Origin of the sequence: Pseudomonas sp. UFMG81 (assembly GCF_015354575.1) — a bacterium.
Taxonomy (GTDB): Bacteria; Pseudomonadota; Gammaproteobacteria; order Pseudomonadales; family Pseudomonadaceae; genus Aquipseudomonas.
Genome location: NZ_JACAFQ010000002.1, coordinates 103128 through 127470, shown reverse-complemented (window position 1 = coordinate 127470; position 24343 = coordinate 103128). Strand labels below are relative to the sequence as shown.

18 protein-coding genes are annotated in these 24343 nt (G+C 63.5%); 8 read left to right on the top strand and 10 right to left on the bottom strand.

Features of this window, described 5'->3' with window-relative positions:
• Positions 1 to 281: 281 nt before the first annotated feature.
• A complete protein-coding gene (gene acs, locus IX761_RS02380; RefSeq protein ID WP_194787954.1) occupies positions 282 to 2243 on the bottom strand; it encodes an acetate--CoA ligase in 1962 nt (653 codons plus the stop codon).
• Positions 2244 to 2652: 409 nt separating this feature from the next.
• Here acs and IX761_RS02375 point away from each other — a divergent pair, with 409 nt between their 5' ends.
• Positions 2653 to 2907: a DUF2790 domain-containing protein gene (locus IX761_RS02375; RefSeq protein ID WP_194787953.1), complete on the top strand. Its 255-nt coding sequence runs from the start codon at positions 2653 to 2655 to the stop codon at positions 2905 to 2907.
• A 122-nt stretch (positions 2908 to 3029) separates the two neighbouring features.
• Here IX761_RS02375 and IX761_RS02370 read toward each other — a convergent pair whose 3' ends face one another.
• Positions 3030 to 4589, bottom strand: a complete 1560-nt coding sequence (locus tag IX761_RS02370) for a sigma-54-dependent transcriptional regulator (protein ID WP_194787952.1) — start codon at positions 4587 to 4589, stop codon at positions 3030 to 3032.
• A 256-nt stretch (positions 4590 to 4845) separates the two neighbouring features.
• On the opposite strand from IX761_RS02370, the gene phhA reads away from it, so the two are divergent.
• The 4 genes from phhA (at position 4846) to IX761_RS27305 (ending at position 7583) form a co-directional block, all read left to right on the top strand.
• Positions 4846 to 5634 carry a phenylalanine 4-monooxygenase gene (phhA, locus tag IX761_RS02365; protein WP_194787951.1) on the top strand — a complete coding sequence of 263 codons (789 nt, stop codon included), beginning with the start codon at positions 4846 to 4848 and terminating at the stop codon, positions 5632 to 5634.
• Positions 5635 to 5672: 38 nt separating this feature from the next.
• Positions 5673 to 6029 carry a 4a-hydroxytetrahydrobiopterin dehydratase gene (locus tag IX761_RS02360; protein ID WP_194787950.1) on the top strand — a complete coding sequence of 119 codons (357 nt, stop codon included), beginning with the start codon at positions 5673 to 5675 and terminating at the stop codon, positions 6027 to 6029.
• Positions 6026 to 7222, top strand: a complete 1197-nt coding sequence (locus IX761_RS02355; RefSeq protein WP_194787949.1) for an amino acid aminotransferase — start codon at positions 6026 to 6028, stop codon at positions 7220 to 7222. Before IX761_RS02360 ends, IX761_RS02355 begins: the two co-directional genes overlap by 4 nt.
• Before the next feature lie 232 nt (positions 7223 to 7454).
• A complete protein-coding gene (locus IX761_RS27305; RefSeq protein ID WP_267241053.1) occupies positions 7455 to 7583 on the top strand; it encodes a hypothetical protein in 129 nt (42 codons plus the stop codon).
• Between the two features lie 313 nt (positions 7584 to 7896).
• Here the strand turns inward: IX761_RS27305 and IX761_RS02350 are convergent, their stop codons facing one another.
• Positions 7897 to 8118 carry a hypothetical protein gene (locus IX761_RS02350; protein WP_194787948.1) on the bottom strand — a complete coding sequence of 74 codons (222 nt, stop codon included), beginning with the start codon at positions 8116 to 8118 and terminating at the stop codon, positions 7897 to 7899.
• Positions 8119 to 8244: 126 nt separating this feature from the next.
• Between IX761_RS02350 and IX761_RS27375 the strand changes: the two genes are divergently transcribed.
• The gene (locus IX761_RS27375) at positions 8245 to 12030 is read left to right on the top strand and encodes a deaminase domain-containing protein (protein ID WP_194787947.1); all 3786 of its coding nucleotides are present in this window, start codon (positions 8245 to 8247) and stop codon (positions 12028 to 12030) included.
• Between the two features lie 117 nt (positions 12031 to 12147).
• Positions 12148 to 13347: an MFS transporter gene (locus tag IX761_RS02340; RefSeq protein ID WP_194787946.1), complete on the top strand. Its 1200-nt coding sequence runs from the start codon at positions 12148 to 12150 to the stop codon at positions 13345 to 13347.
• 135 nt (positions 13348 to 13482) lie between these two features.
• Here the strand turns inward: IX761_RS02340 and IX761_RS02335 are convergent, their stop codons facing one another.
• Positions 13483 to 16503, bottom strand: coding sequence for an FAD-binding and (Fe-S)-binding domain-containing protein (locus IX761_RS02335; protein ID WP_194787945.1), 3021 nt, complete (start codon positions 16501 to 16503; stop codon positions 13483 to 13485).
• Between the two features lie 151 nt (positions 16504 to 16654).
• Here IX761_RS02335 and IX761_RS02330 point away from each other — a divergent pair, with 151 nt between their 5' ends.
• Complete coding sequence (locus IX761_RS02330; RefSeq protein ID WP_194787944.1) at positions 16655 to 17536, top strand: LysR substrate-binding domain-containing protein; 882 nt, start codon at positions 16655 to 16657, stop codon at positions 17534 to 17536.
• 161 nt (positions 17537 to 17697) lie between these two features.
• On the opposite strand, the gene IX761_RS02325 is transcribed toward IX761_RS02330, so the two are convergent.
• The 6 genes from IX761_RS02325 to IX761_RS02300 form a co-directional block, all read right to left on the bottom strand.
• Positions 17698 to 19116, bottom strand: a complete 1419-nt coding sequence (locus IX761_RS02325) for an amino acid permease (RefSeq protein WP_194787943.1) — start codon at positions 19114 to 19116, stop codon at positions 17698 to 17700.
• Between the two features lie 779 nt (positions 19117 to 19895).
• Positions 19896 to 20960, bottom strand: coding sequence for a 23S rRNA pseudouridine(2605) synthase RluB (gene rluB, locus IX761_RS02320; protein WP_194787942.1), 1065 nt, complete (start codon positions 20958 to 20960; stop codon positions 19896 to 19898).
• 257 nt (positions 20961 to 21217) lie between these two features.
• Positions 21218 to 21985, bottom strand: a complete 768-nt coding sequence (gene scpB / locus IX761_RS02315) for an SMC-Scp complex subunit ScpB (RefSeq protein ID WP_194787941.1) — start codon at positions 21983 to 21985, stop codon at positions 21218 to 21220.
• Between the two features lie 14 nt (positions 21986 to 21999).
• On the bottom strand, positions 22000 to 22698 hold the full coding sequence (locus IX761_RS02310; RefSeq protein ID WP_194788162.1) for a segregation and condensation protein A: 699 nt from the start codon (positions 22696 to 22698) through the stop codon (positions 22000 to 22002).
• 125 nt (positions 22699 to 22823) lie between these two features.
• Positions 22824 to 23453: an L-threonylcarbamoyladenylate synthase gene (locus tag IX761_RS02305; RefSeq protein ID WP_194787940.1), complete on the bottom strand. Its 630-nt coding sequence runs from the start codon at positions 23451 to 23453 to the stop codon at positions 22824 to 22826.
• A gap of 13 nt (positions 23454 to 23466) precedes the next feature.
• Positions 23467 to 24327: a PHP domain-containing protein gene (locus IX761_RS02300; protein ID WP_194787939.1), complete on the bottom strand. Its 861-nt coding sequence runs from the start codon at positions 24325 to 24327 to the stop codon at positions 23467 to 23469.
• Positions 24328 to 24343: the final 16 nt, after the last annotated feature.

Below are 24343 nucleotides of genomic sequence, written 5' to 3'. Positions count from 1 at the left end.
GCGCGCCCATTATTGGCAAAGCCTTGTATTCCGGCAAGTGCAGCGTGGCGTGGCGCAGAAAATGGCGGAAAAATCGCACCACGCTGGCCCGCGAATGTTTCCACAAGCCCCATTTCCGTGCGAAATGACCTACAGGCAAGGTTACCGATGAATGTCGGGTAACAGTTCATTCAGTAAAGCAAAAACCCCGCCGATTGCCCGGCGGGGTTTGATTCAAACCATCGCGGGGCAAGCCCGCTCCCACACAGCGTGGGAGCGGGCTTGCCCCGCGATTGAATGGCTCAGGCCGAAGCCAGGCTCATCGCCTTGTGGGTGTCGATCAGGTGCTGCACCACCCCCGGATCGGCCAGGGTGGAGATATCACCCAGTGCGTCGTACTCGCCCGTGGCGATCTTGCGCAGGATACGGCGCATGATCTTGCCCGAGCGGGTCTTGGGCAGCCCCGGCGCCCACTGGATGACGTCCGGCGAGGCGATCGGGCCGATCTCCTTGCGCACCCAGTTCTTCAGCTCCAGGCGCAGCTGCTCGTTCGGCTCCTCGCCGGCATTGAGGGTGACGTAGACATAGATACCCTGCCCCTTGATGTCATGCGGCACCCCCACCACCGCCGCCTCGGCGACCTTGGCGTGGGCCACCATGGCGCTCTCGATCTCGGCGGTCCCCATGCGGTGGCCAGACACGTTGAGCACGTCATCCACGCGACCGGTGATCCAGTAGTAGCCATCCTCGTCGCGGCGGGCACCGTCACCGGTGAAGTACATGCCACGGAAGGTCTTGAAGTAGGTGTCGACGAAGCGATCATGGTCGCCATACAGCGAGCGCGACTGGCCCGGCCACGAGTCGAGGATCACCAGGTTGCCTTCGGCGGCACCTTCGATCAGGTTGCCCAGGTTATCGACCAAGGCCGGCACCACACCAAAGAACGGACGGGTTGCCGAGCCCGGCTTAAGCGCAGTCGCCCCTGGCAGTGGGCTGATCAGCACACCGCCCGTCTCGGTCTGCCACCAGGTGTCGACGATCGGGCAGCGCTGCTTGCCGACCGTCTTGTAGTACCAGTTCCAGGCCTCGGGGTTGATCGGCTCGCCCACCGAACCCAGCAGGCGCAGGCTGGAACCGTCGGCACCGGCCACGGCGGCCTCGCCTTCGGCCATCATCGCGCGGATCGCGGTCGGCGCGGTGTAGAGGATATTGACCTTGTGCTTGTCGACGATCTTCGACACGCGGGTGATGTCCGGGTAGTTCGGCACACCTTCGAACAACAGCGTGGTGGCGCCGTTGGCCAGCGGACCATAGACGATGTAGCTATGGCCGGTGACCCAGCCCACGTCGGCGGTGCACCAGTAGACTTCACCCGGGCGATAGTCGAACACCCGCTCATGGGTCAGCGCGGCATACACCAGGTAGCCGCCGGTGGTGTGCAGCACGCCTTTCGGCTTGCCGGTGGAGCCGGAGGTATAAAGGATGAACAGCGGCTCTTCGGCGCCCATCTCTTTCGGTGCGCAGTGGCTGGACGCCACCTTCATCAAGTCTTCGTACCAGATGTCGCGGTGCTGGTGCCAGGCGATGTCGCCACCGGTGCGCTTGCACACGATGATCTTCTGCACGCTGTTGGTTTCAGGGTTGGTCAGCGCCAGGTCGACGTTGCCCTTGAGCGGCGTGCGACGACCGCCACGCACACCTTCGTCGGCGGTGATCACCACTTTCGACTTGCAGTCGATGATGCGCCCGGCCAGGGCTTCCGGCGAGAAGCCGCCGAACACCACCGAGTGGATTGCGCCGATACGGGCACACGCCAGCATGGCCACCACGGCCTCGGGGATCATCGGCATATAGATGGTCACCACGTCGCCACGGTGCACGTCCTGGCCACGCAGGGCGTTGGCGAACTTGCAGACCTGCTCGTGGAGCTCGCGGTAGGTGATGTTGCGGTGTTCGGAAGGGTCGTCGCCTTCCCAGATGATCGCCAACTGGTCGCCGCGCTCTTCGAGGTGGCGGTCCAGGCAGTTGGAGGAAACGTTCAGAGTGCCGTCGGCGAACCACTTGATATCGACATGATGGTCGTCGAACGAGGTCTGCTTGACCTTGGTGAAGGGCTTGATCCAGTCCAGGCGCTGGGCCTGCTCGCGCCAGAAGCCGTCCGGGTTGATCACCGATTGCTGGTACATGGCCTTGTAGGTGGCCTCGTCGGTCAGGGTACTGGCCGCAATCTCGGGACGAACGGGATACAGTGGAGCCGCACTCATCTGTGTTACCTCGGTGTAATAGTTGTTTTTGTATGGAATCGTTTGTAACTGTACCAGAGCGGCCAATGCCATTCGACGTTGGTAGTAACGCGACGAACCGGTGCTCTTTCGATTTTGCGCAACCGCTCTAGCCCATGGCACACGGCCATCCCGAGCGCGAAAAAAACCTGACCACCGAGGGATTGTTACAGATTCTGTCAAAAGACTTTATCAAAACCCCCTCTGTTTCAACCCCCGCCACCTCCATAAAATTCACCTCGCCAGCAACGGCAACGCGATTAACTTCTGGTTACAGCCCCCACGAAGGCAAAGTTGATCCGCACCTCATCCTGATAGTTGAACAACCGTTGTACTCGCGGCGCCACAAGCGCCGCGTGCCCCCACACGACCTTAGACAGGTAAATAGAAAATGAAAGCTTTACTGGTATTGGTACTTGGCGGTTTTTGCAGCATGGCGATCGCCAGCGAAGCAAAAGATGTCGAGCAGATTCCGGTTGAACAGTACAGTTACTCGCAGCACCTGGACATCGCCCGCGTCATTTCCATGAGCGAAGTACCGAATGTCTGCGAAGTGGTGCCCGCCCGTATGACCTACGAGGACTCCCAGGGCCAGAAGCACATTCTCGAATACCGCGTGATGGGGAACGGTTGTTCCAACGGCTGATCCTGTGAATTGGGGCCCCACTGGGGCCCTTTCGCGGCTAAAGCCGCTCCTACAGGCTGTGCACCATCCCTGTAGGAGCGGCTTTAGCCGCGAAAAATATTGAAGCTTACAACTTTCTGAAACTAATCCGCCGACTTACCTAGCGAATATTCGCGCAACTTGTTGGCAATCGTTGTATGTGAAACACCCAGTCTTTTGCCCAGCGCCCGGCTACTTGAATATTCACCCATCAAACTTTCAAGTACCGCCTTTTCAAAACGCCCGACAATCTGCGCAAGATCACCGTCCAGCGAAAACTCGCCCAACGGCTGGCGCGCACCATAATCCGGCAAACGGATATGTTCGCTCTTCACCACCCCGCCCTCGCATAACGACACGGCCTGGAACAATACGTTCTCCAATTGCCGCACGTTGCCCGGCCAATGGTACTGGCTGAGTTTGTCCATCGCTGCCGGCGCCAACCGCGGCATCGGGCAACCAATCTGCCGGCTGGCCTGGTCGAGGAAATGCTGCACCAGCCCTTCCAGCCCATCCATGCACTCGCGCAGCGGCGGGATGTGCAGCGACAGCACGTTGAGTCGGTGATAGAGGTCCTGGCGGAACTCGCCACGGGCGCAGAGTTCGGACAAGTCCACCTGCGTCGCGCAGATGACCCGCACATCCAGGTAGACCTCTTCGTCGCTACCCACGCGACGGAAGCAGCCATCCTGCAGGAAGCGCAGCAGCTTCACCTGCAGACGCGGGCTCATCTCCCCTACCCCGTCGAGGAACAAGGTGCCGCCGGCGGTCAGCTCAAGCAGCCCGAGTTTACCCTCTGCCCGCGCCCCTTCGAACGCCCCCGGCCCATAACCGAACAGCTCGGTCTCGGCCATCGACTCTGGCAAGCCGGCGCAGTTGAGCGCCATCAATGGCGCCTGGCCACGCGGGCTGGCCAGGTGGCAGGCACGGGCCAGCAGTTCCTTGCCGGTACCGGTCTCGCCCTCGATCAGCAGCGGCGCATCCAACGGCGCCATGCGCCTGGCCTCGCGCACCACCGCCGCCATCACCCGTGAGCTCTGGAAGATGCTGTCGAAGCCGCGCAGTTCCTGCTTGCGCACGTTGTAGATGCGCTCGCCGATGCGGTCGGCGCGGTGCAACGTCAGCACTGCACCGGCCAGCGCCTCGCTTTCGTCATGTTCCGATTGCAGTGGCGCGATGTCGGCCAGGAACACGTCGCCCTTGACCTTGATGCGCAAGCCGTTGATCCGTGACTTGTTGGCCCGCACCAGCTCTGGCAGGTCGAAGTCCTCGACATAACGCGACAGCGGGATGCCCGGCACCTCGTCGACCCGCACCCCGAGCAACTGCGCCGCACTGCGGTTGGCAGCAACGATGCTGCCGCCCATGTCGATCGACAGCACCGGGAAATCCAGCGCCCCGAGCAACGCATTGAGTTCCATGTGCCGGCGCTCGCTGGGCATCAGCCCGACGCGCTTGACCCCGAACACCCCGGCAATCGATTCGAACTTCGGCCGTAGTGCCTGGAATTGCAGGTTGATCAGGTTCGGGCAGTGCAGGTAGATGGCGTTACCATGATCGCCCCCTACCTCGCCGCGCAACACGTTGATGCCGTACTCCACCAACAGGTTGAGGATGTCGCGAAGAATGCCGATGCGGTTCTGGCAGTGCACTTTGATACGCATGAAAGCTCTCGAAGCCGGCCAGGTTTTTACCGAGCCCGCGGAAAAGTCGTAAAGATAAGCTGACAGTTTCAGCCCAACAGCCAGCCTTATGCCTGTGATTTTCCGGGATGACGCTGATTTTGTAAAATTATCGTTACAAAACCTGGATAAGCGGACCCTTGCCGAGTGCGCAACCCCCCGTGCAAAGCGGCGCCGAGGGGGATATTCCTAGTGCATGTCCTGCACATAACAAGAAAGCCCTCACCAGGAGAGCCACATGAAACACACGCAATACGTGGCACGCGAGCCCGATGCGCATGGTTTTATCGACTACCCGCAGCAAGAGCATGCGGTGTGGAATACCCTGATCACTCGCCAGCTGAAAGTCATCGAAGGCCGGGCCTGCCAGGAGTACCTGGACGGCATCGAGCAGCTCAAGCTGCCCCATGACCGCATCCCGCAGCTGGGCGAAGTCAACAAGGTGCTCGGCGCCACCACTGGCTGGCAGGTTGCCCGCGTACCGGCGCTGATCCCCTTCCAGACCTTCTTCGAACTGCTGGCCAGCAAGCGCTTCCCGGTCGCCACCTTCATCCGCACTCCGGAAGAACTCGACTACCTGCAAGAGCCCGACATCTTCCACGAGATCTTCGGCCACTGCCCGTTGCTGACCAACCCGTTCTTCGCCGAGTTCACCCACACCTATGGCAAGCTCGGCCTGGCCGCGACCAAGGAGCAGCGCGTCTATCTGGCGCGGCTGTACTGGATGACCATCGAGTTCGGCCTGATGGAAACTCCGCAAGGCCAGAAAATCTACGGCGGCGGCATCCTCTCGTCACCGAAAGAGACCGTCTACAGTCTTTCCAGCGAGCCGGAGCACCAGGCCTTCGACCCGATCGAAGCCATGCGCACCCCGTACCGCATCGACATCCTGCAACCCCTGTACTTCGTCCTGCCGAACATGAAGCGCCTGTTCGACCTGGCCCACGAAGACATCATGGCCATGGTCCACCAGGCCATGCAGCTGGGTCTGCACGCACCGAAGTTTCCACCCAAGGCGGCCGCCTGAGCCGTCCTGCCGATAACAACTCAAACCGGAAAACACTCATGAATGCCTTGAACCAAGCCCACTGCGAAGCCTGCCGCGCCGATGCCCCGAAAGTCACCGACGAGGAACTGGCGGTACTGATCCGCGAGATCCCGGACTGGAACATCGAAGTGCGCGACGGCCACATGGAGCTCGAGCGCGTGTTCCTGTTCAAGAACTTCAAGCACGCCCTGGCCTTCACCAACGCTGTTGGCGAAATCGCCGAAGCCGAAGGCCACCACCCGGGCCTGATGACCGAATGGGGCAAGGTCACCGTGACCTGGTGGAGCCACTCGATCAAAGGCCTGCACCGCAACGACTTCATCATGTGCGCGCGCACCGACGAGGTCGCCAAGACCGCCGAAGGGCGCAAGTGATGCATTTCGCGGCGATCGATCGGGTCCCGGGGGACCCGATCCTCGGGCTAATGGAGGCCTATGCCCGCGACGACAACCCCGCCAAGTTCGACCTGGGTGTCGGCGTGTTCAAGGACGCCCAAGGCCTGACGCCGATCCCAGTGGCGGTCAAGCAAGCCGAGCAACGCCTGGTCGAGCGCCAAGCCAGCAAAAGCTACATCGGCGGCCACGGCGATGCAGCCTTCGGCCGGTTGGTCAGCGAACTGGTGCTGGGCAGTGAATCGCCGCTGCTCGCCAGCCAGCGCGCCGGTGCCACCCAGACCCCCGGTGGTACCGGCGCCCTGCGCCTGGCAGCGGAATTCATCGCCCACTGCCTGCCCGGCCGTGGCCTGTGGCTGAGCGACCCGACCTGGCCGATCCACGAGACGATCTTCGCCGGTGCCGGCCTGAAGGTGTCGCACTACCCCTACGTGGGCAGCGATAACCGCCTCAACGTTGCCGGCATGCTCGCTGCGCTGGAACAGGCACCGGAAGGCGACGTGGTGTTGCTGCACGCCTGCTGCCACAACCCCACCGGCTTCGACCTGGGCCAGGATGACTGGCGCGCGGTGCTGGAGATCGTCAAACGGCGCAACCTGCTGCCGCTGATCGACTTCGCCTACCAGGGTTTCGGCGACGGGCTGGAAGAAGACGCCTGGGCCGTGCGCCTGTTCGCCGCCGAGCTGCCGGAACTGCTGATCACCAGTTCCTGCTCGAAGAACTTCGGCCTGTACCGCGACCGCACCGGCGCCCTGCTGGTGTGCAGCCACGACAGCGAGAAACTCCAGGATGTGCGCAGCCAACTGGCCTTGCTCGCCCGCAACCTGTGGTCGACACCACCGGACCATGGCGCCGCGGTGGTTGCAGAGATTCTCGGTGACCCTGCGCTCAAGGCGCTGTGGGTCGAGGAAGTCGAGGCCATGCGCCAGCGCATCGCCGAACTGCGCCAGGGGCTGGTCGAGGCCCTTGAGCCACACGGGCTGGCCGAACGCTTCGCGCACATCGCCGCGCAACGCGGGATGTTCTCGTATACCGGGCTGAATCCGCAGCAGGTGCGCCTGCTGCGCGAACGGCACAGCGTGTACATGGTCGGCACCGGCCGGGCAAATATCGCCGGCGCCGATGCCAAGCGCCTGGAACAGCTGGCTGCAGCCATCGCCGACGTCTGCCGCTGACGGCAGACCTTCAGTGGGAGCGGGCTTGCCCCGCGATAAATCGATCGCGGGGCAAGCCCGCTCCCACAGCACTCAACACTGCACTGCGGCTCGGTACCCGTCGGCAAAAACCGACGAATGCGGCGGAAAAATCTCAAACTGTCATCCCTACTGCTGTATCCTGCCCCAGCTTTTCGAAGCCACACACGCGCCACGCGCAGTCTTTTCACTCACACTTGCGAGGAACGACGAGATGCATGAAATCCCGAATCTTCCCTTCCCAAGCCTGAACCCCGAAGAGCAATCCGTTGCCGCCCACGCCGAACCGACGCCTGCCGTCGAACAGGGCAGCGACGATCAACCCTGCGCCGACCAGGAATAAGCCGCGCATTCACTGACCGTGTGAAAACGGCTGGCCTAAGTGACGCTATTCGCCAGCGCGTTTTCACACCGCCCACAACACCCAACTCGATCCTGGCGCGATAACCCGCTACCACCCTGCCTCATCACTGCCGGCCAGACTTGCCCCTCCTAACCCAGGAGGCCCCATGGCAACCACGAACCCTTCCAGCACTCTCTTAGCCACGATCCGCGCCCTCAGCATCAATGATGTGTTGATCCGAAGCGAGCTCTCCGGCGATCTCGACCTTGCCACCTCGCTGAATGAGCACTTCGACCAGGCGTTTGGCTTCGACTCACAGTTCCCAAAAGATCTGCAGGACTCGGCACTGAATCTTGCCCTTGACCTTGCGCTGCGCGGCAAACCGGCAAGTGTGCTGCTGAACCGCATGCTCGGACGCCGGCCCGACGAAAATGTAAACAGCAAGGCTTGCACCCAGTTCTATCTGACCCTTGCCAACCTGCTGATCGGCACCGTTGATACCTATGAACAGCCTGACCTCTTCCACCTTGCGCATGTAGGGGCGACGCACCGAGCCAGCAGTTACGCCCAGGCAATCTGGGAGCATTTCCCGCGGCTGAAGCGAACAAGCGCCTATATCATCGCCACGCTACTCCTGCGCGCATTCTCCACCGAGTCAATCGTGCAACGCCCGCATCTCCCGGCACTCGAGCTTGGCGACGCGCTCGACCTGCCCGTGTTGGCCGAACACCTGCTCGAGCAAACGCCTGGCCACCACCTGTTCGAAAAGTTGCTTAATCACATGCAGGCCTCACTCTACTACGGGGGCTGGTTCTACCCTCGACCAGCCCCACGCGAGCCCAAGGCCGGCGTGCAGTCGAAACGCGTCGCGCACACCCTTCTCGAGGGCTCGGCCTTGAATGCACCTGCCGATCAGGCACTCGACGCATTGCTCGGCTCCAGGGCGTTCGATCAACTGGGCAAAAAGCTGGCGGCAGCGTTGCAGTGGGACACATCGTATGAGGGCAAGCCGATGTACCTGGCCCTTGCCGAACAAGCCCTGATCGACGCGCTCTACCCTGCCCAACAGCGTCGCCCGGGCTACCTGCTCGACTTCGAGCTGTTCAGCGAACTCAACAAGAGCGCACCCTTCAGCGAGATTCGCCTCGCCCTGACAAGCCATCTGCACGCCCGTATCGGCGGCCTGCCGGCAATGGCGCAACTGGCCAGTGAACTCCTGATGCGCCGATTCGCCCCCGAACTGCTGATCGACGACGCGCCCGATGACTTCCTCTACACGCCTGACCTGCGTTGGGCCAACCTGCGTCAAGGTGCCCAGCTGTTGTTGGCGAGGCACGCGCCACTGACCTTCGACGCTGCCGAACAGGCCACCCACCTACCGCAAGACCATGACACCGCCTTGTTCGACAGCGCCCTGGCCAACACGCTGGCCGAGTGGGCGCAGTTGCAAGGCTTCGCCCAGCACGCCCCGCCATGGTCGAAGCATCAATGGCAGACGGCCTATGACCACTACCTCAACGCCTGGGACCTGGAAAGCCTGCGCAACCTGCCCGACCGCTTCGAGAGCGCCAGGGAGATGTTGCGCCTGGAGGGCTTCGCCCCAGACGGCAAGAACGTGGACAATCAACTGCATATCAATGCTTACCTGGATCATGGCGCGGACTACAAGAAAAGCCCCCTGCCTGATGCGACCGCTATGTATGACCGAGCATTCGAGCAGTGGCGCAAACGCGCGCAAAACACCTACGAAGACATCCTGCAACGTATGCTGCGACACCTGCCGCTGACTGAGCAGGAGCGTTTGAGCAACAGCACCTGGAGCGCCCACGCCGTCACCTGGCCCTTTTATATCGGGTCGATCAAAGGCGCCATTCCCACCTATGCAGACACACCCGCGTCTGACTGGCGCGACGAAGTCGGCACACTGGGGATTCTCGTGCACCTTCCAGGCGACAAGTCCGACACCCTCTATGAACTGTTCCCAGAGCAGCTCGAGTGGCGGAGCCGACAACTGCCCAAGGCGCAAGCAGGCCATTGGGCCGACAGCCTCGACTTGAAGTACCGCGACTACAACGAAACCGACTTACCCTGGCACGTCAGCCCGTGGCCGAAGACCATCAAGCTGATCGATTCACCGGCCGAAAATCGCCTGCAGGCACTAGGCCGCAGCTACGCGACATCGGTCGCCCTGGGTAACCGCGAAGCACTGTACATCGCAGGCAAGGGCGCAACCCCCCTGGAACATGCTGCCGCGCAAAAGCTCAAGACCAGCACGGGCCGCTATATCTTCAAGCTTTTTTCAAACCTTGTGCCGCTGCTGGGGTGTTTCGACGTACGCAATGGCAGCGAAGCCTTGAGTTGCGGCCTGGATGCACTGGGTACCTTCGGCGCCGTCACCGTGCTGGGGGGGCGGATCATCAAGCCGCTCATGAGGCTCAGAAACACCACAGGCGCAAGCGCCAGCGCCATGCGCCTGGGCATGTTCCGCGCCGCCAGGCACTGGAAGGACCAGGCGATACCCACGCAACTGCACCGACACGCCGCAGGCCCCAAGCATTGGCCCGGCCCGCTTGAGGCAGGTGCGCGGCAAAAACTCTCCGACCCGCTCCCCCAGAACAAGCTGCTGCCCGGCCACAAGCCCGATGTGATCAGCCTGCTGCTGGGCGAAGGCGACGACATCACCCGCGCCTGGGACAAGGCCTCCAACCCGGTTGTCCTTCCCCTGTTCATCGCCCGCGACCCTGACACCCTGGATGCGATCATCAACGGTGTCGCCTACCGGCACAGGATCGGCCAGCCTGGTGGCCTGGCCCAGCGCGTCCAGCACATGCCGCTACAAAGGGCTGACAACCCCGTATTGCAGGCCAGCCCCTACCCCGATGCCCCGGCCCAAGGTATCGCGCTGTACCTGGCACCGGCCACCCAGCAGGCGGGCACGCCGGCATACGGCCAGCACGTCAGTCGCGCATTCGAGAGCATCCGCATAGAGCCTGCCCCTATCACCTATCGACCAACAGGCGCGGCCAGCGATAGCGTGGCGCAGGTCATGGTGCGGGAAAACCGGCTGGTGCAATACACCGAAGAAATCCTCCCCGGCCGCGGCCGCCACAGCCATACCGGGCGCATGATCCTCAAGGCGCTGAGTGATGACGAGGCCGAAGCACTGGGCGTGCTCAACCCGCCGCATTACTACAACGAAGGCGTGCGAGGCTACCCGCTTGGCGAGCATTGGTTCGGCCTGCCAGCAGACATGACGCCTGCCGAGGTTGCACGCCTCACCGGCTACTGCCCCCCGGTCCGGCTCGGCAGGCTCAGCCACAGCATCACCGACCGCCGCACCCTGCGTGGAGCACGCGTTGCGTATCTGGACGAGGACTGGTTGCTGGTCGAAGCCGACACCGGCGTGTTCTACGGCACACCCTTCGACTTCGATGCCTGGCAACGCAGCCAGACCCGGGCGTTGCTCCAAGGCACACTGACACCAACCCTGCATCCCGCCCCCGCGGCAAGCACAGGCCTGACGTTTACCCGCGTGACCGACCTCAATGCCATCACCCAGTACCTGGATGTCAGTGAAACCTATCGCCTGGTAGCCACCCGCGCCAACCTGCAACAGGACATCGACAACCTGGCCAATCTGCTGGGCGACTGGATCCGCCACCGGCGGCGCAACAATCCGCCAACGGCGCCCACGCCTATCGAGCAATTGCTCGATACTGTCGAGGAACAGCGCCTCCCGGAACTGGCCAGGAACATCCTCACTTCACCCAATGCCCAGGACCAGCTCACCGGCCTGTCCATGAGCGGCCTTTCCGGCCTGAACAAGGAAGTCATCGCGAACTGGCAAAGCCTGGTTGACGTGAGCAGCATCGAAAGACTGCACATCAATGGCGTACTCAATCGCCTGCTACCCGCAGCCGGCAGCAAGCAACCCTACACCCCGCTGAGCATCGCCGAACTGCTCAGCGACGCAGGCAAGGAGCAACTGCGCAAGCACCTGTCCGGTGCCAACCTCGCCTTTGCCACGGTCACGCTGAAGGATGGCAGCCGCCGGGTGTACTTCTCGCTGTCCGGGGGCAAAGCCAGCAAGCGCATCCAGATCGCCCCTCCTGCCGAAGGCGAGCGATCGCCGGTCGAATACATCGACGCCAGGGCGCGCATGCAGGGCCTGGATCCGGACCCGCGCTTCACCGACCTGCCCATCCTGCGCCGCGCCGAGTGGCTGACCATCAAGGTGCACAAGCGCCACCTGGACTCGGAGCGGCTGATCGCCTCGACCCTCAACCGCGACCTGCTCACCCAGGCCGACCAGGTTGAAGACATCCAGGTGTTCACCTTGCTCGATGCCTGCCGCTCCTGCGGTGGTCATGTACTGCCACGCCTGCGCCTGGATTATCCGGACGCAACCTTCAGCGTGGCCTGGCTGTTGCCGTACACCAATAATTGAGTGATTGGCTTGCGCCCGGCAGGCCGCTGCCGGGCGCAAGCCCAAAGCTTCACCCACGTCCAGGAGCGAGGGGGCTATCATGGCAAGGCATCCGCTTTATCGTTTCCGGACCCCTCCATGTCAAAGCCAGCTTCCTCCCTCGCCACCACCGCCCAGGTGGTGTCCATCGTCCTGTTCACCTTCATCGGCTACCTGAACATCGGCATCCCGCTGGCCGTGCTACCTGGTTACGTGCACAACCAACTGGGTTTCAGCGCGGTGGTCGCGGGGCTGGTGATCAGCGTCCAGTACCTGGCCACGCTGCTCAGCCGCCCCACCGCCAGCCGCATCATCGACAACCTCGGCAGCAAGAAGGCCGTCATGTGGGGCCTGGCCGGCTGCGGGCTGAGCGGCGTATTCATGCTGGCCTGCAGCTTCCTCACCCCGTGGCCATGGCTGAGCCTGGGCTGCCTGCTGGTTGGCCGCCTGGTGCTGGGCAGCGCCGAAAGCCTGGTGGGCTCAGGTTCCATCGGTTGGGGTATCGGCCGGGTCGGCGCGGACAACACCGCCAAGGTGATTTCCTGGAATGGCATCGCCAGCTATGGCGCGCTGGCAGTCGGCGCGCCGCTGGGGGTGCTGATGGTCAAGCACTTGGGGCTGTGGAGCATGGGCGCGAGCATCATCCTGCTGGGTGTGCTCGGCCTGCTGTTGGCCTGGCCCAAACGCGCAGCACCGGTGGTCGCCGGAGTGCGCCTGCCGTTCCTGCGGGTGCTGGGCAAGGTGTTCCCGCACGGCTCGGGGCTGGCCCTGGGTTCGATCGGTTTTGGCACCATCGCCACCTTCATCACGCTGTACTACGCCAGCCGCGACTGGCCCAACGCAGCACTGACCTTGAGCCTGTTCGGCGCCAGCTTCATCAGCGCGCGGTTGCTGTTCGGCAACCTGATCAACCGGCTGGGTGGCTTTCGCGTGGCGATCGTTTGCTTGTCGGTGGAGACCCTGGGGTTGCTGATGTTGTGGCTGGCCCCGAGCGCGGAGATGGCCCTGGCCGGCGCAGCACTCAGTGGCTTCGGCTTCTCGCTGGTGTTCCCGGCGCTGGGCGTGGAAGCGGTGAACCAGGTGTCGGCGGCCAATCGTGGCGCGGCGGTGGGGGCGTATTCGCTGTTCATCGACCTGTCGCTGGGAATCACCGGGCCACTGGTGGGCGGGGTGGCGGCGGGGTTCGGTTTTGCCTCGATGTTCCTGTTTGCAGCAGGGGCAGCGGCGTGCGGGCTGGTGTTGAGTCTCTACCTGTACCGCCAGGCGCGGCTGATGCGCCAGTGCGCACATCAATCCTGATGCGGATGTAGTTTCACCGGCCTCATCGCCGGCAAGCCGGCTCCCACAGGGTTAGCGCATGGTTTGAAACCAACGCGGCCCAGGTGGGAGCGGGCTTGCCCGCGAACGGGCCGCAAAGCGGCCCCGGCGATCAGATCAGCGCTGCGCGAACTGCAGCACCACCTCTAGCGGATGGCGCAGCTGCTGCTCGGTCATGCGCTTGACCTGGCTGCGGCATGAATAACCGGTTGCCAGCGCCTCGCCGTCCTTGTCCAGCTTGGTCGCCCATGACTGCTCGAAGATGGTCCGCGAAGTCTCCCGGTTGCGCGCCTCATGCCCATAGGTACCGGACATGCCACAGCACCCGGTGGCCTCGGTGACCAACTTCAAGCCCATGCGCGCGAACACCTGCTCCCACTGCCGGGTACTGGCCGGCACATTGGTCTTCTCGGTGCAGTGGGCCATCAGGCGGAAGTTGCCGGCGTTGGCCGCTGCCTGCTCCGGCAGCACATTCATCAGCCACTCCTGGGGCAGCAGCACCTGCGGGCAACCTTCCAGGCCGTCGACCTTCTGGTACTCCTGGCGATACACCAGGGTCATCGCCGGGTCCAGCCCCACCAAGGGCACACCACAGTCAGCCAGGGCCTTGAGCTGGGTACCATTGCGGATCGCCGCCTTGGCGAAGGCGCCGAGGAAGCCCTGTACATGCAGCGGCTTGCCATTGGCGCTGTAGGGTGCGAGGAACACCTTGTGGCCGAGACGATGGGCCAGCTCGATGAACGAGGCCAACAACGGCGTTTCGAAGTAGCGGGTGAAGGCGTCCTGCACCAGCACGATGCTGCGCTCGCGCTGAGCCGGGGTCAGCTCACGCAGGGCCGGCACGCTGGCCACCTGCACGCGGCAGCGGGTCAGCGTGGCCTGGAAGTTGAAGCGGCTGATCAGCGGGCTGTCGACCATGCCGACCTGGTTCGCTAGCAGTTTGCTCACCCACTTCGAGCCCATCACGGCGTTGTACAGGCCCGGCGCATGGGCCAGGTACGGGATGGTGAACTCCAGCGAACCGATCAGGTAATCGCGCAGCGGGCGCTGGTAGCGGCCGTGGTACAGCTCGAGGAAGCGCGAGCGGAAGTCCGGCACATTGACCTTGATCGGGCACTGGCCCGCGCAGGATTTGCACGCCAGGCAACCGGCCATGGCGTCATACACCTCGTGGGAGAAGTCCGCCTGCCCTTGCTGCTGTGCGCGGCTGTTGCGCAGCCGCTGCGGCAGGCCCTTGAGCCAGGAGGCCTTGCGCTGCGCGGCGGCGAGCACATCGATGTTCGCCTCGCCCTGCAAACGCAGCCATTCGCGGATCAACGAAGCACGGCCCTTGGGTGAGTGCTGGCGCTCACGGGTGGCCTTCCACGACGGGCACATGGCGTCGTTGGGGTCGTAGTTGTAGCAGGCGCCGTTGCCGTTGCAGTGCACCGCGCTGCCGAAGTCCTGCCAGACGCGTTCGTCGATGCTGCGGTCCAGGTCGCCGCGCAGGGTCACGCCATCCACCGGGGTCAGGCCTTCGGCACTGTCCGGCGGGGTGCAGATCTTGCCGGGGTTGAGCTGGTTGTGTGGGTCGAACGCGCCCTTGAGCCGCTGCAGCGCCGGGTACAGCGCACCGAAGTATTCCGGCACGTATTCTGAACGCAAGCCCTTGCCATGCTCGCCCCACAGCAGGCCGCCGTAGCTTTTGGTCAGCGCCGCCACAGCGTCGGAGATGGGTTTGACCAACGCGGCCTGGGCCGGGTCTTTCATGTCCAGCGCCGGGCGCACATGCAGCACGCCGGCATCGACGTGGCCGAACATGCCGTAGGCCAGGCCGTAGCCATCGAGCAATGCGCGGAAATCGGCAATGTAGTCGGCCAGCTGTTCCGGTGGCACCGCGGTGTCCTCGACGAACGGCTGCGGGCGCACTTCGCCCTCGACGTTGCCCAACAGGCCCACCGAGCGCTTGCGCATCACATAGACCCGGGTCACCGCTTCGGCGCCTTCGGCCAAGGTGTGGCCCAGACGCTCCACGCCTTTGTCGGCTTGCAGGTGTTCAACGAAAGCCTGCACCCGGGCATTGACCTCGGCCGGCTCGTCACCGCAGAACTCCACCAGGTTGATACCCAGGGTCGGGCGCTCGGGGTCGGCCGGGAAGTATTCGGCGACGCTGTGCCAGACAATGTCCTTCATCGCCAGCATCAACACCTTGGAGTCGACGGTCTCGATCGACAACGGCTTGTGCGCCATCAGCGCATTGGCATCACGCAAGGCGTCCATGAAGCTGGTGTAACGCACGTTGACCAGCACCGCGTACTTGGGGATCGGCAGCACATTGAGCTTGGCCTCGACCACATAGCCCAGCGAGCCCTCGGCGCCGCACAGCACGCTATTGAGGTTGAAGCGCCCCTGTTCGTCGCGCAGGTGCGCCAGGTCATAGCCGGTCAGGCAGCGGTTGAGCTTGGGGAAGGTGCTTTCGATCAGCTCGCCCTGGGTTTCCTGAATCTCGCGGGCCATGCGGTACACCTCGCCCACTCGACCGGGCGCAGCGCAAGCCTGCGCCAGCGCGGCGTCGTCGATCGGCAGGCTGTGCAGGCGCTCACCGCCCAACAACACACTGTGCAGCTCCAGCACGTGGTCGCGGGTCTTGCCGTAGGTGCAGCTGCCCTGGCCACTGGCGTCGGTGTTGATCATGCCGCCCACGGTGGCGCGGTTGGAGGTGGACAGTTCAGGCGCGAAGAACAGCCCGTGGGGCTTGAGCGCAGCGTTGAGCTGGTCCTTGACTGTGCCGGCCTGCACCCGCACCCAGCGCTCCTCGACGTTGATCTCGAGAATCTGGTTCATGTGCCGTGACAGGTCGACGACGATACCGTCGGTCAACGACTGGCCGTTGGTGCCGGTGCCGCCGCCGCGCGGGGTGAGCTTGATATCACGGAAGCGCGGCTCGGCCATCAGCGTGGCGACCCGCGCCACATCGTCGGCATCCAGCGGGAACACCGCCGCCTGGGGCAGGCGCTGGTAGATCGAGTTGTCAGTGGCCAGCACGGTGCGGGTGCCGTAGTCGGCGCTGATCTGGCCACGGAAGCCGCTGTTGTTCAGGGCTTCGAGGAATTCAGGGTACTGGGCGGCAGGCGCACGGGGCAAAAGCTGGGCGATCATCGAAGGATGCCTCGTTGATATCGGCTAATTCACGGAAATCCTGTCACTTGCGCATGAATGGTTCATAGCTACGTGACGAATGCGCCAATGTTCCTGTAGTTTCGCGCCAGGGGCAAACGGATATTCCTGCCGCTATCAATGAGTTTTATGAATGAATTACCGCCACCTCACCCCCTCGATGTCGTTGCTGCTGGCATTCGAGGCCGCCGCCCGGCACGAAAGCTACACCCGCGCCGCCGCCGAGCTGTCCCTGACGCAAAGCGCGGTGAGCCGTCAGGTGCAGGCGCTGGAGCAGCAGCTGGGGCTGACCCTGTTCCGCCGCGAGGGGCGCCAGGTGCAACTGACCGATGTCGGGCGCCTGTACCAGCGTGAGCTGAGCGAGGCCCTGGGGCGCATCCGCAGCGCCACCTTGCAGGCACTGGCCTACCAGTCCGGGGTCGGCACGCTGCGCCTGGCGACGCTGCCGACGTTCGGCTCGAAATGGCTGCTGCCGCGCCTGCACGCGTTCTACAGCGCCCACCCCGGCATGCTGGTGCACATTCATTCACGCATCGAAGCGATCAACTTCGACACCAGCGAGATCGACGCTGCCATCGGTGTGGCCACCCACGACCTGCCCGGGTTGGTCTGCCATCGCCTGCACGCCGAGGAGCTGGTGGTGATCCTGCCGCCAGAACTGGCAACGGACGGGGCGTGGGGCCCAGCCCGGATCAGCGGCCAGGTATTGCTCAATGTCGCCAACAATCCCCACGCCTGGGGCGAGTGGTTTTCCCACCATGCCCTGCCCCACCGCGCGATGCGCCTGGGGCCGAGCTTCGAGCTGACCTCGCACCTGATCCAGGCGGTGCGCGCCGGGATCGGTATTGGCCTGGTGCCGCGCATTCTGGTGCAGGAGGAGTTGGCCAGCGGCGAGCTGTTCAGCCCTGGGGAGCCGTTTGCCAGCCAGCGTAGTTATTACCTGATCTATCCGCCGCGTAATGAGGCGCTGCCTTCGCTAAGAGCGTTTCGCAGCTGGTTGCTCGAACAGATCTGATTGATCAGTTGCCTGTTCCGGCCCTTTCGCGGGCAAGCCCGCTCCCACAGGTTATGCGCAACCCTGTGGGAGCGGGCTTGCCCGCGAAAGGGCCGGAACAGGCAACAAAAAACCCGATGCCAGTCGCCCGGCATCGGGTTTCTTTCAAACCGCCTCAGCGCTTACTTGGCAACCGTGCCAGCCGCGCCATTGGCCTGCGCCCCACGCTTGCTCTTGAGCACATAGGCCACATACATCACCACCAGCCACACCGGCATCGCATACACCGACACCTGAATGCCCGGAATCATCAGCATGATGCCCAGGATCAGCACCACGAAAGCCAGTACCACATAGTTGCCATACGGGTACCACAGCGCCTTGAACAGGGGCTTCTGGCCGGTACGGTCGAGGTGCTGACGGAACTTCAGGTGCGAGTAGCTGATCATCGCCCAGTTGATCACCAGGGTTGCCACCACCAGCGACATCAGCAATTCCAGGGCATTCTGCGGCATCAGGTAGTTGAGCAGCACCGCGATCAGGGTCACGGCCGCCGAAACCAGGATCGAACGCACCGGCACGCCGCGCTTGTCTACCTTGGCCAGTGCCGCCGGGGCATCGCCCTGCTCGGCCATGCCCAGCAGCATGCGGGCATTGCAGTAGGTGCCACTGTTGTAGACCGACAGCGCCGCAGTCAGGACCACGAAGTTCAGCAGGTGAGCGGCCACGTCACTGCCCAGCAGCGAGAACACCTGGACGAACGGGCTGCTGCCATAGCTGCCACCGGAGGCGTCGATGCTGGCGACCAGGGTGTCCCACGGGGTCAGCGACAGCAGCACGACCAAGGCGCCGACGTAGAAAATCAGGATGCGGTAGATGACCTGGTTGATCGCCTTGGGGATCACGGTCTTCGGCTTGTCGGCTTCGGCGGCAGTGAAGCCGAGCATCTCCAGGCCACCGAAGGAGAACATGATGAATGCCAGGGCCATCACCAGCCCGCCGACACCATTGGGGAAGAATCCACCATGCGCCCACAGGTTGGTCACCGAAGCCTCGGGGCCGCCGCTGCCGCTGGTCAGCAGGTAGGCACCCAGGCCGATCATGCCGACGATGGCGGCCACCTTGATGATGGCGAACCAGAACTCGGCCTCACCAAAGAACTTCACGTTCATCAGGTTGATGGCGTTGATCAGCAGGAAGAACCCCGCCGCCGTGACCCAGGTCGGGATCTCCGGCCACCAGTAATGGACGTACTTGCCCACTGCCGACAGTTCCGACATGCCGACCAGGATGTACAGCACCCAGCAGTTCCAGCCCGACAGGAAGCCGGCGAAACCACCCCAGTACTTGTGCGCGAAGTGGCTGAAGGAGCCGGCCACCGGCTCCTCGACGATCATCTCGCCAAGCTGGCGCATGATCATGAAGGCGATGAAGCCGCAGATGGCGTAGCCGAGGATCATCGACGGACCCGCGGATTTCATCACCCCGGCCGAGCCGAGGAACAATCCGGTGCCGATGGCGCCACCCAGGGCGATCAGCTGGATATGGCGGTTCTTCAAGCCACGCTTGAGTTCGCCGGACTGTGAGTTATGTCCACTCATGAACGAAGTCACCTGCTTGTTTTTATCTGTGACGGAATCGGACCCACCGCGCTCGTGGCGCAGCGGAATGGGCAAGGTGGTTACCTTGGGTTCTTGGACGGGTCTTACGCGATGGGCACGAGGCCCAGGGGATCAACCGGGTGTCAGCAAGAGTGCGCGGTACGCAAAGGGGTCACAGGTAAAACGCGGCGCATTGTATACCCCTGCGAACGCGCAGGCGTCAACGCGTTGCGTCGCTTCCTGTGGAAAAAACGCACCGGTCCTGGGGTGAAGGCCTGAAAAGGCGGGGTGATCGGCGTACATGGCGCCTCCATTTGTTGTTCTGTCCACCTGGCTCTGCGGCCAGGCTGTGCACTCGGCAATGGCGCTATATCAACGTGTGGGCGGGGTTTGGACAAGGGGGCGGATCGAGGCCGGAAGGCTCTGGAATGGTGGGCGCGGCAAGTTCTGTTTACAGCGGAAAGAAAAATCGGGTTTGGCTGGGAAATTTGCCGCAATTTGTATAGTTTTTTTTACAAGACGGTTCGAAAACTTTCCAAAACCTAAAGAAATTTCCTTTGAATCAGCTATTTGGGCAGTTTAAAGCCTCACCCCTGTAGGAGCGGCCTTGTGTCGCGAAAGGGCCGCAAAGCGGCCCCGGAGATCTTGAAGTTACTTGAGATCCTGGGGCTGCTGCGCAGCCCTTTCGCGACACAAGGCCGCTCCTACAAGAATCGAGTCAATCCACCGGACACAAAAAAGCCAGCCCGAGGGCTGGCTTTTTTTGCTACACGGCTCGATCAGCCACGCGGCTTGCCGCGACCACGGCCGGCTGGCTTGTCACCATCCGGGCGCGCGGGGCGCTTGCGCATGTCGCTCGGGCGCTCGGCCACCGCGCTGCCACGGCTGCCCTTGCGCGGCGCAGCCTCTTCACGCGGCGCACGCGCCGGGCGCTCGGCCTGGCCTTCGGCGGCCGGGCGCAGGGTGCGCACGCGCTCGCCACGGCCCAGCGGGCGGGTAGACTTGCGCTGCAGGCGCTCCATCTTGTCCTTGGCCTTGAGGTTCAGCGTTGGCAGGGCCACCGGCTGCAAGCCCACTTCGGCGGCCAGGATGTCGATCTCGCCCTGGCTCATTTCACGCCAGCGGCCCATCGGCAGGTCGGAGTTGAGGAACACCGGGCCGAAGCGCACGCGCTTCAGGCGGCTGACCACCACGCCTTGCGACTCCCACAGGCGGCGCACTTCACGGTTGCGGCCTTCCATCACCACGCAGTGGTACCAGTGGTTGAAACCTTCACCGCCCGGGGCCTTCTGGATGTCGGTGAACTTGGCCGGGCCATCCTCGAGCATCACGCCCGCCTTGAGCCGGTCGATCATGTCGTCGTCGACTTCGCCACGGACACGCACGGCGTATTCGCGGTCCATCTCGTAGGACGGGTGCATCAGGCGGTTGGCCAGCTCACCGTCGGTGGTGAACAGCAGCAGACCGGTGGTGTTGATGTCCAGGCGGCCGATGTTGATCCAGCGGCCTTCTTTCGGCCGTGGCAGGCGGTCGAACACGGTCGGGCGGCCTTCCGGGTCGTCGCGGGTGCAGATTTCGCCGTCGGGCTTGTTGTACATGATCACGCGGCGGGTCGCCTCGGCGGCCTCGACACGCTTGATCAGCTTGCCATCGACGGTGATGGCGTCGTGCAGGTCGACACGCAGGCCGAGGGTGGCCTCGACGCCGTTGACCTTGATACGGCCCTGGCTGATCCAGGCCTCGACGTCACGCCGCGAGCCCACGCCGATGCGCGCCAGCACTTTCTGCAGCTTTTCGCCGGACGGCGGGGTGGGTTGTTGGTCCTGCAGGTCTTGCTCACTCATCTGGGCACCTCCCGGTGTAGTAGTGAAAGCGGGTATTCGGCGACGGATGCGCCGAAGGGGCGCGCATCATACGCGGTTCTGGGATCGAACGCACTGGAGGGTAGAGGGTTTTTCGAAGCATTGGATCGTTTTCTGCCGAGTGACCTGCTTTCACCTGTACCGGCCCTTTCGCGGGCAAGCCCGCTCCCACAGGTTCGCGCGTCGCCTGTGGGAGCGGGCTTGCCCGCGAAGGGGCCGGCACAGGCTATACAAAACAATCAGGACTGCAGCTTATCCTCAGCCTCAGGAACCTGATCCTCTTCGCGCAAATCATCGAAATCGGTCTTGAGCCCTTCTTCCATCGCATCCAGTTCCACCAACAGCGAACGGAAGCTGGTCTCATCCTTCGGCGCCGGCTCATCGCCCACCTCGCCCAGGCTGGCATCGGCCAACGCCTGCAAGTGCGCGGGCACCGGTGCCTCGTCCGGGTCGTCGAGGGCAGGCTCAGGCTCCAGTTCGCGCAGCTCGGCCAGGGCCGGCAACTCGTCGAGGCTCTTGAGGTTGAAGTGGTCGAGGAACGCCTTGGTGGTGGCGAACATGGCCGGGCGCCCCGGCACCTCGCGGTAGCCGACGATGCGGATCCACTCGCGCTCCATCAGGGTCTTGATGATGTTGCTGTTGACCGCCACACCGCGCACGTCCTCGATTTCACCCCGGGTGATGGGCTGGCGATAGGCGATCAACGCCATGGTTTCGAGCAGCGCGCGGGAATAGCGCTGCGGGCGCTCCTCCCAAAGGCGGCCGACCCAGGGCGCGTAGTCCTCGCGGATCTGCAGGCGATAGCCGGTGGCGACCTCCTTGAGCTCGAAGGCGCGGCCATTGCAGGACTTGCCCAGCACGTCCAGGGCTTTCTTGAATACGGCCGGCGCCGGGCGCTCGGCCTCCTCGAACAGCTCGTACAGGCGCTCGAGGGATTGCGGCTTGCCCGAGGCGAGCAGGAAGGCCTCGATCAGCGAGGCCAGTTCGCGGGGTTCGTTCAGGTTCATCGGTAATCGTCAGGTCATTCTGCCCGGGCACGGACATGGATCGGGGCGAAGGGCTCATTCTGCACCAGTTCGATCAGCGATTCCTTCACCAGCTCGAGAATCGCCATGAAGGTGACCACCACACCGAGCTTGCCCTCCTCGCGGGTGAACAGCTCGACGAACGGCACGAACGCCCCACCCTTCAGGCGTTCGAGCACTTCGCTCATGCGCTCGCGGGTCGACAGCACCTCGCGGGTGATCTGGTGGCTTTCGAACAGGTCGTTGCGGCGCATGACCTCGGCCATGGACAGCAGGATCTCTTCCAGGGCGACCTCGGGCAGCAGCTTGCGCACCTTGGCCTGCGGTGCATCCAGCTGCGGCACCACGACCTCGCGGCCAACCCGCGGCAGCTCGTCGATGCCCTCGGCGGCGGCCTTGAAGCGCTCGTACTCCTGCAAGCGGCGGATCAGCTCGGCGCGTGGGTCGCCCTCCTCTTCCTCCACCTCGGTGGAGCGCGGCAGCAGCATGCGCGACTTGATCTCGGCGAGCATCGCGGCCATCACCAGATACTCGGCGGCAAGCTCCAGGCGCACATTCTTCATCAGCTCGACGTAGCTCATGTACTGGCGGGTGATTTCCGCCACCGGGATATCGAGGATGTCGACGTTCTGCTTGCGGATCAGGTACAGCAGCAGGTCAAGCGGCCCCTCGAAGGCTTCGAGGAACACCTCCAGGGCGTCCGGCGGGATGTACAGGTCCACCGGCATTTCGGTCAGGGCTTCGCCGTAGACCAGGGCCAGTTGCAACTGGAACGGCGCTTCGGCCTCGATGGCCGGCGCCTCGGGTGCGTCCACCTGGCTCACGCAGGGGCCAGGAACGGCGCGGGGTCGCCACAGCCGACGCGGATCACCTCTGGCTCGTCCCCAGACAGGTCGATCACCGTTGACGCCTTGAGGTCACCAAAGCCGCCGTCGATGATCAGGTCGACATGATGTTCCAGGCGCTGGCGGATTTCGTAGGGGTCGGTCATCGGTTCTTCGTCGCCCGGCAAGATCAGGCTCACGCTCATCAGCGGCTCACCGAGCTCTTCGAGCAACGCCAGCACGATAGGGTTGGACGGCACGCGCAAACCGATGGTGCGGCGCTTTTCGTGCATCAGCAGGCGCGGTACTTCGCGGGTGGCGTTGAGCACGAAGGTGTAGGGGCCCGGGATGTGCGCCTTGAGCAAGCGGAAGGTGGCGGTGTCGATCTTGGCAAAGGTGCCCATCTGCGACAGGTCGCAGCACAGCAGGGTGAAATTGTGCTGTTTATCCAGCTTGCGCAGGAAGCGCACCCGCTCGATGGCGTTCTTGTCGCCGATCTGGCAGCCCAGCGCGTACGCCGAGTCGGTCGGGTAGACCACCACCCCACCCTTGCGGATGATCTCCACGGCCTGCTTGATCAGGCGCGCCTGCGGGTTTTCCGCATGAATCTGGAAAAATTGGCTCACGAAGTCGTCCTGTTCATACCGCCATAGGCTGTTCATGTCGGAATCGGCGCCACAGGGGTGGCAGGTCCTCGGGCAATGGCCGATAGGCACCGATCTCGCCCCAGGTGCCGGGGCCGTGGAAATCACTGCCAGCGCTTGCCAGCAGGCCGAACTCACGGGTGAGGATGGACATCGTTCCCACCTGCTCGGGCGGCATCATCCCATTGACCACTTCCAGTGCCTGCCCTCCTGCCTGAATATAGTCGGCAATCAGCCTTCTGCGCTTGCTGCGGGTCAGTTCGTAGTGCATGGGATGGGCCAGGCTCACCCAGGCATTGGACTGGCGCAGCGTGGCGACAGTTTCCTCGAGCGTCGGCCAGTGCAGCTTGACGTCGCCCAGCTTGCCGGCCCCCAGCCACTTGCGAAACGCCTCGCCACGGTCCTTGACGAAGCCTGCGCGCACCAAGAATTCGGCGAAATGCGGGCGGGCCGGCGCATTGCCACTGTCGCCCAGCTCCTGCTGAATCGCCCGTGCGCCTTCCAGCGCCCCAGGCATACCCTTGGCGGCAAGCTTGCGGCCGATTTCCTCGGCTCGCAGCCAGCGGCCACGGTGCAGATTGTCGACGGCTTCGAGTAACGGCGGTGCGTCGAGGGGGAAGTCATAGCCCAGCACATGGATGGTGGCGCCGCCCCAGGTACACGACAGCTCAACCCCGCTGACCCATTGCATGCCATTGTCGAGGCAGGCCTGGCGGGCCTCGGGCAGCCCTTCGAGGGTGTCGTGGTCGGTGAGCGAGAGTGTTCGCACCCCATGCTCATGGGCCCGGGCGACCAATGCCGTGGGCGACAGGGCGCCGTCGGAGGCCGTGCTGTGGCAGTGCAGATCAACATTCATGGTGGAGCGCTTTCGC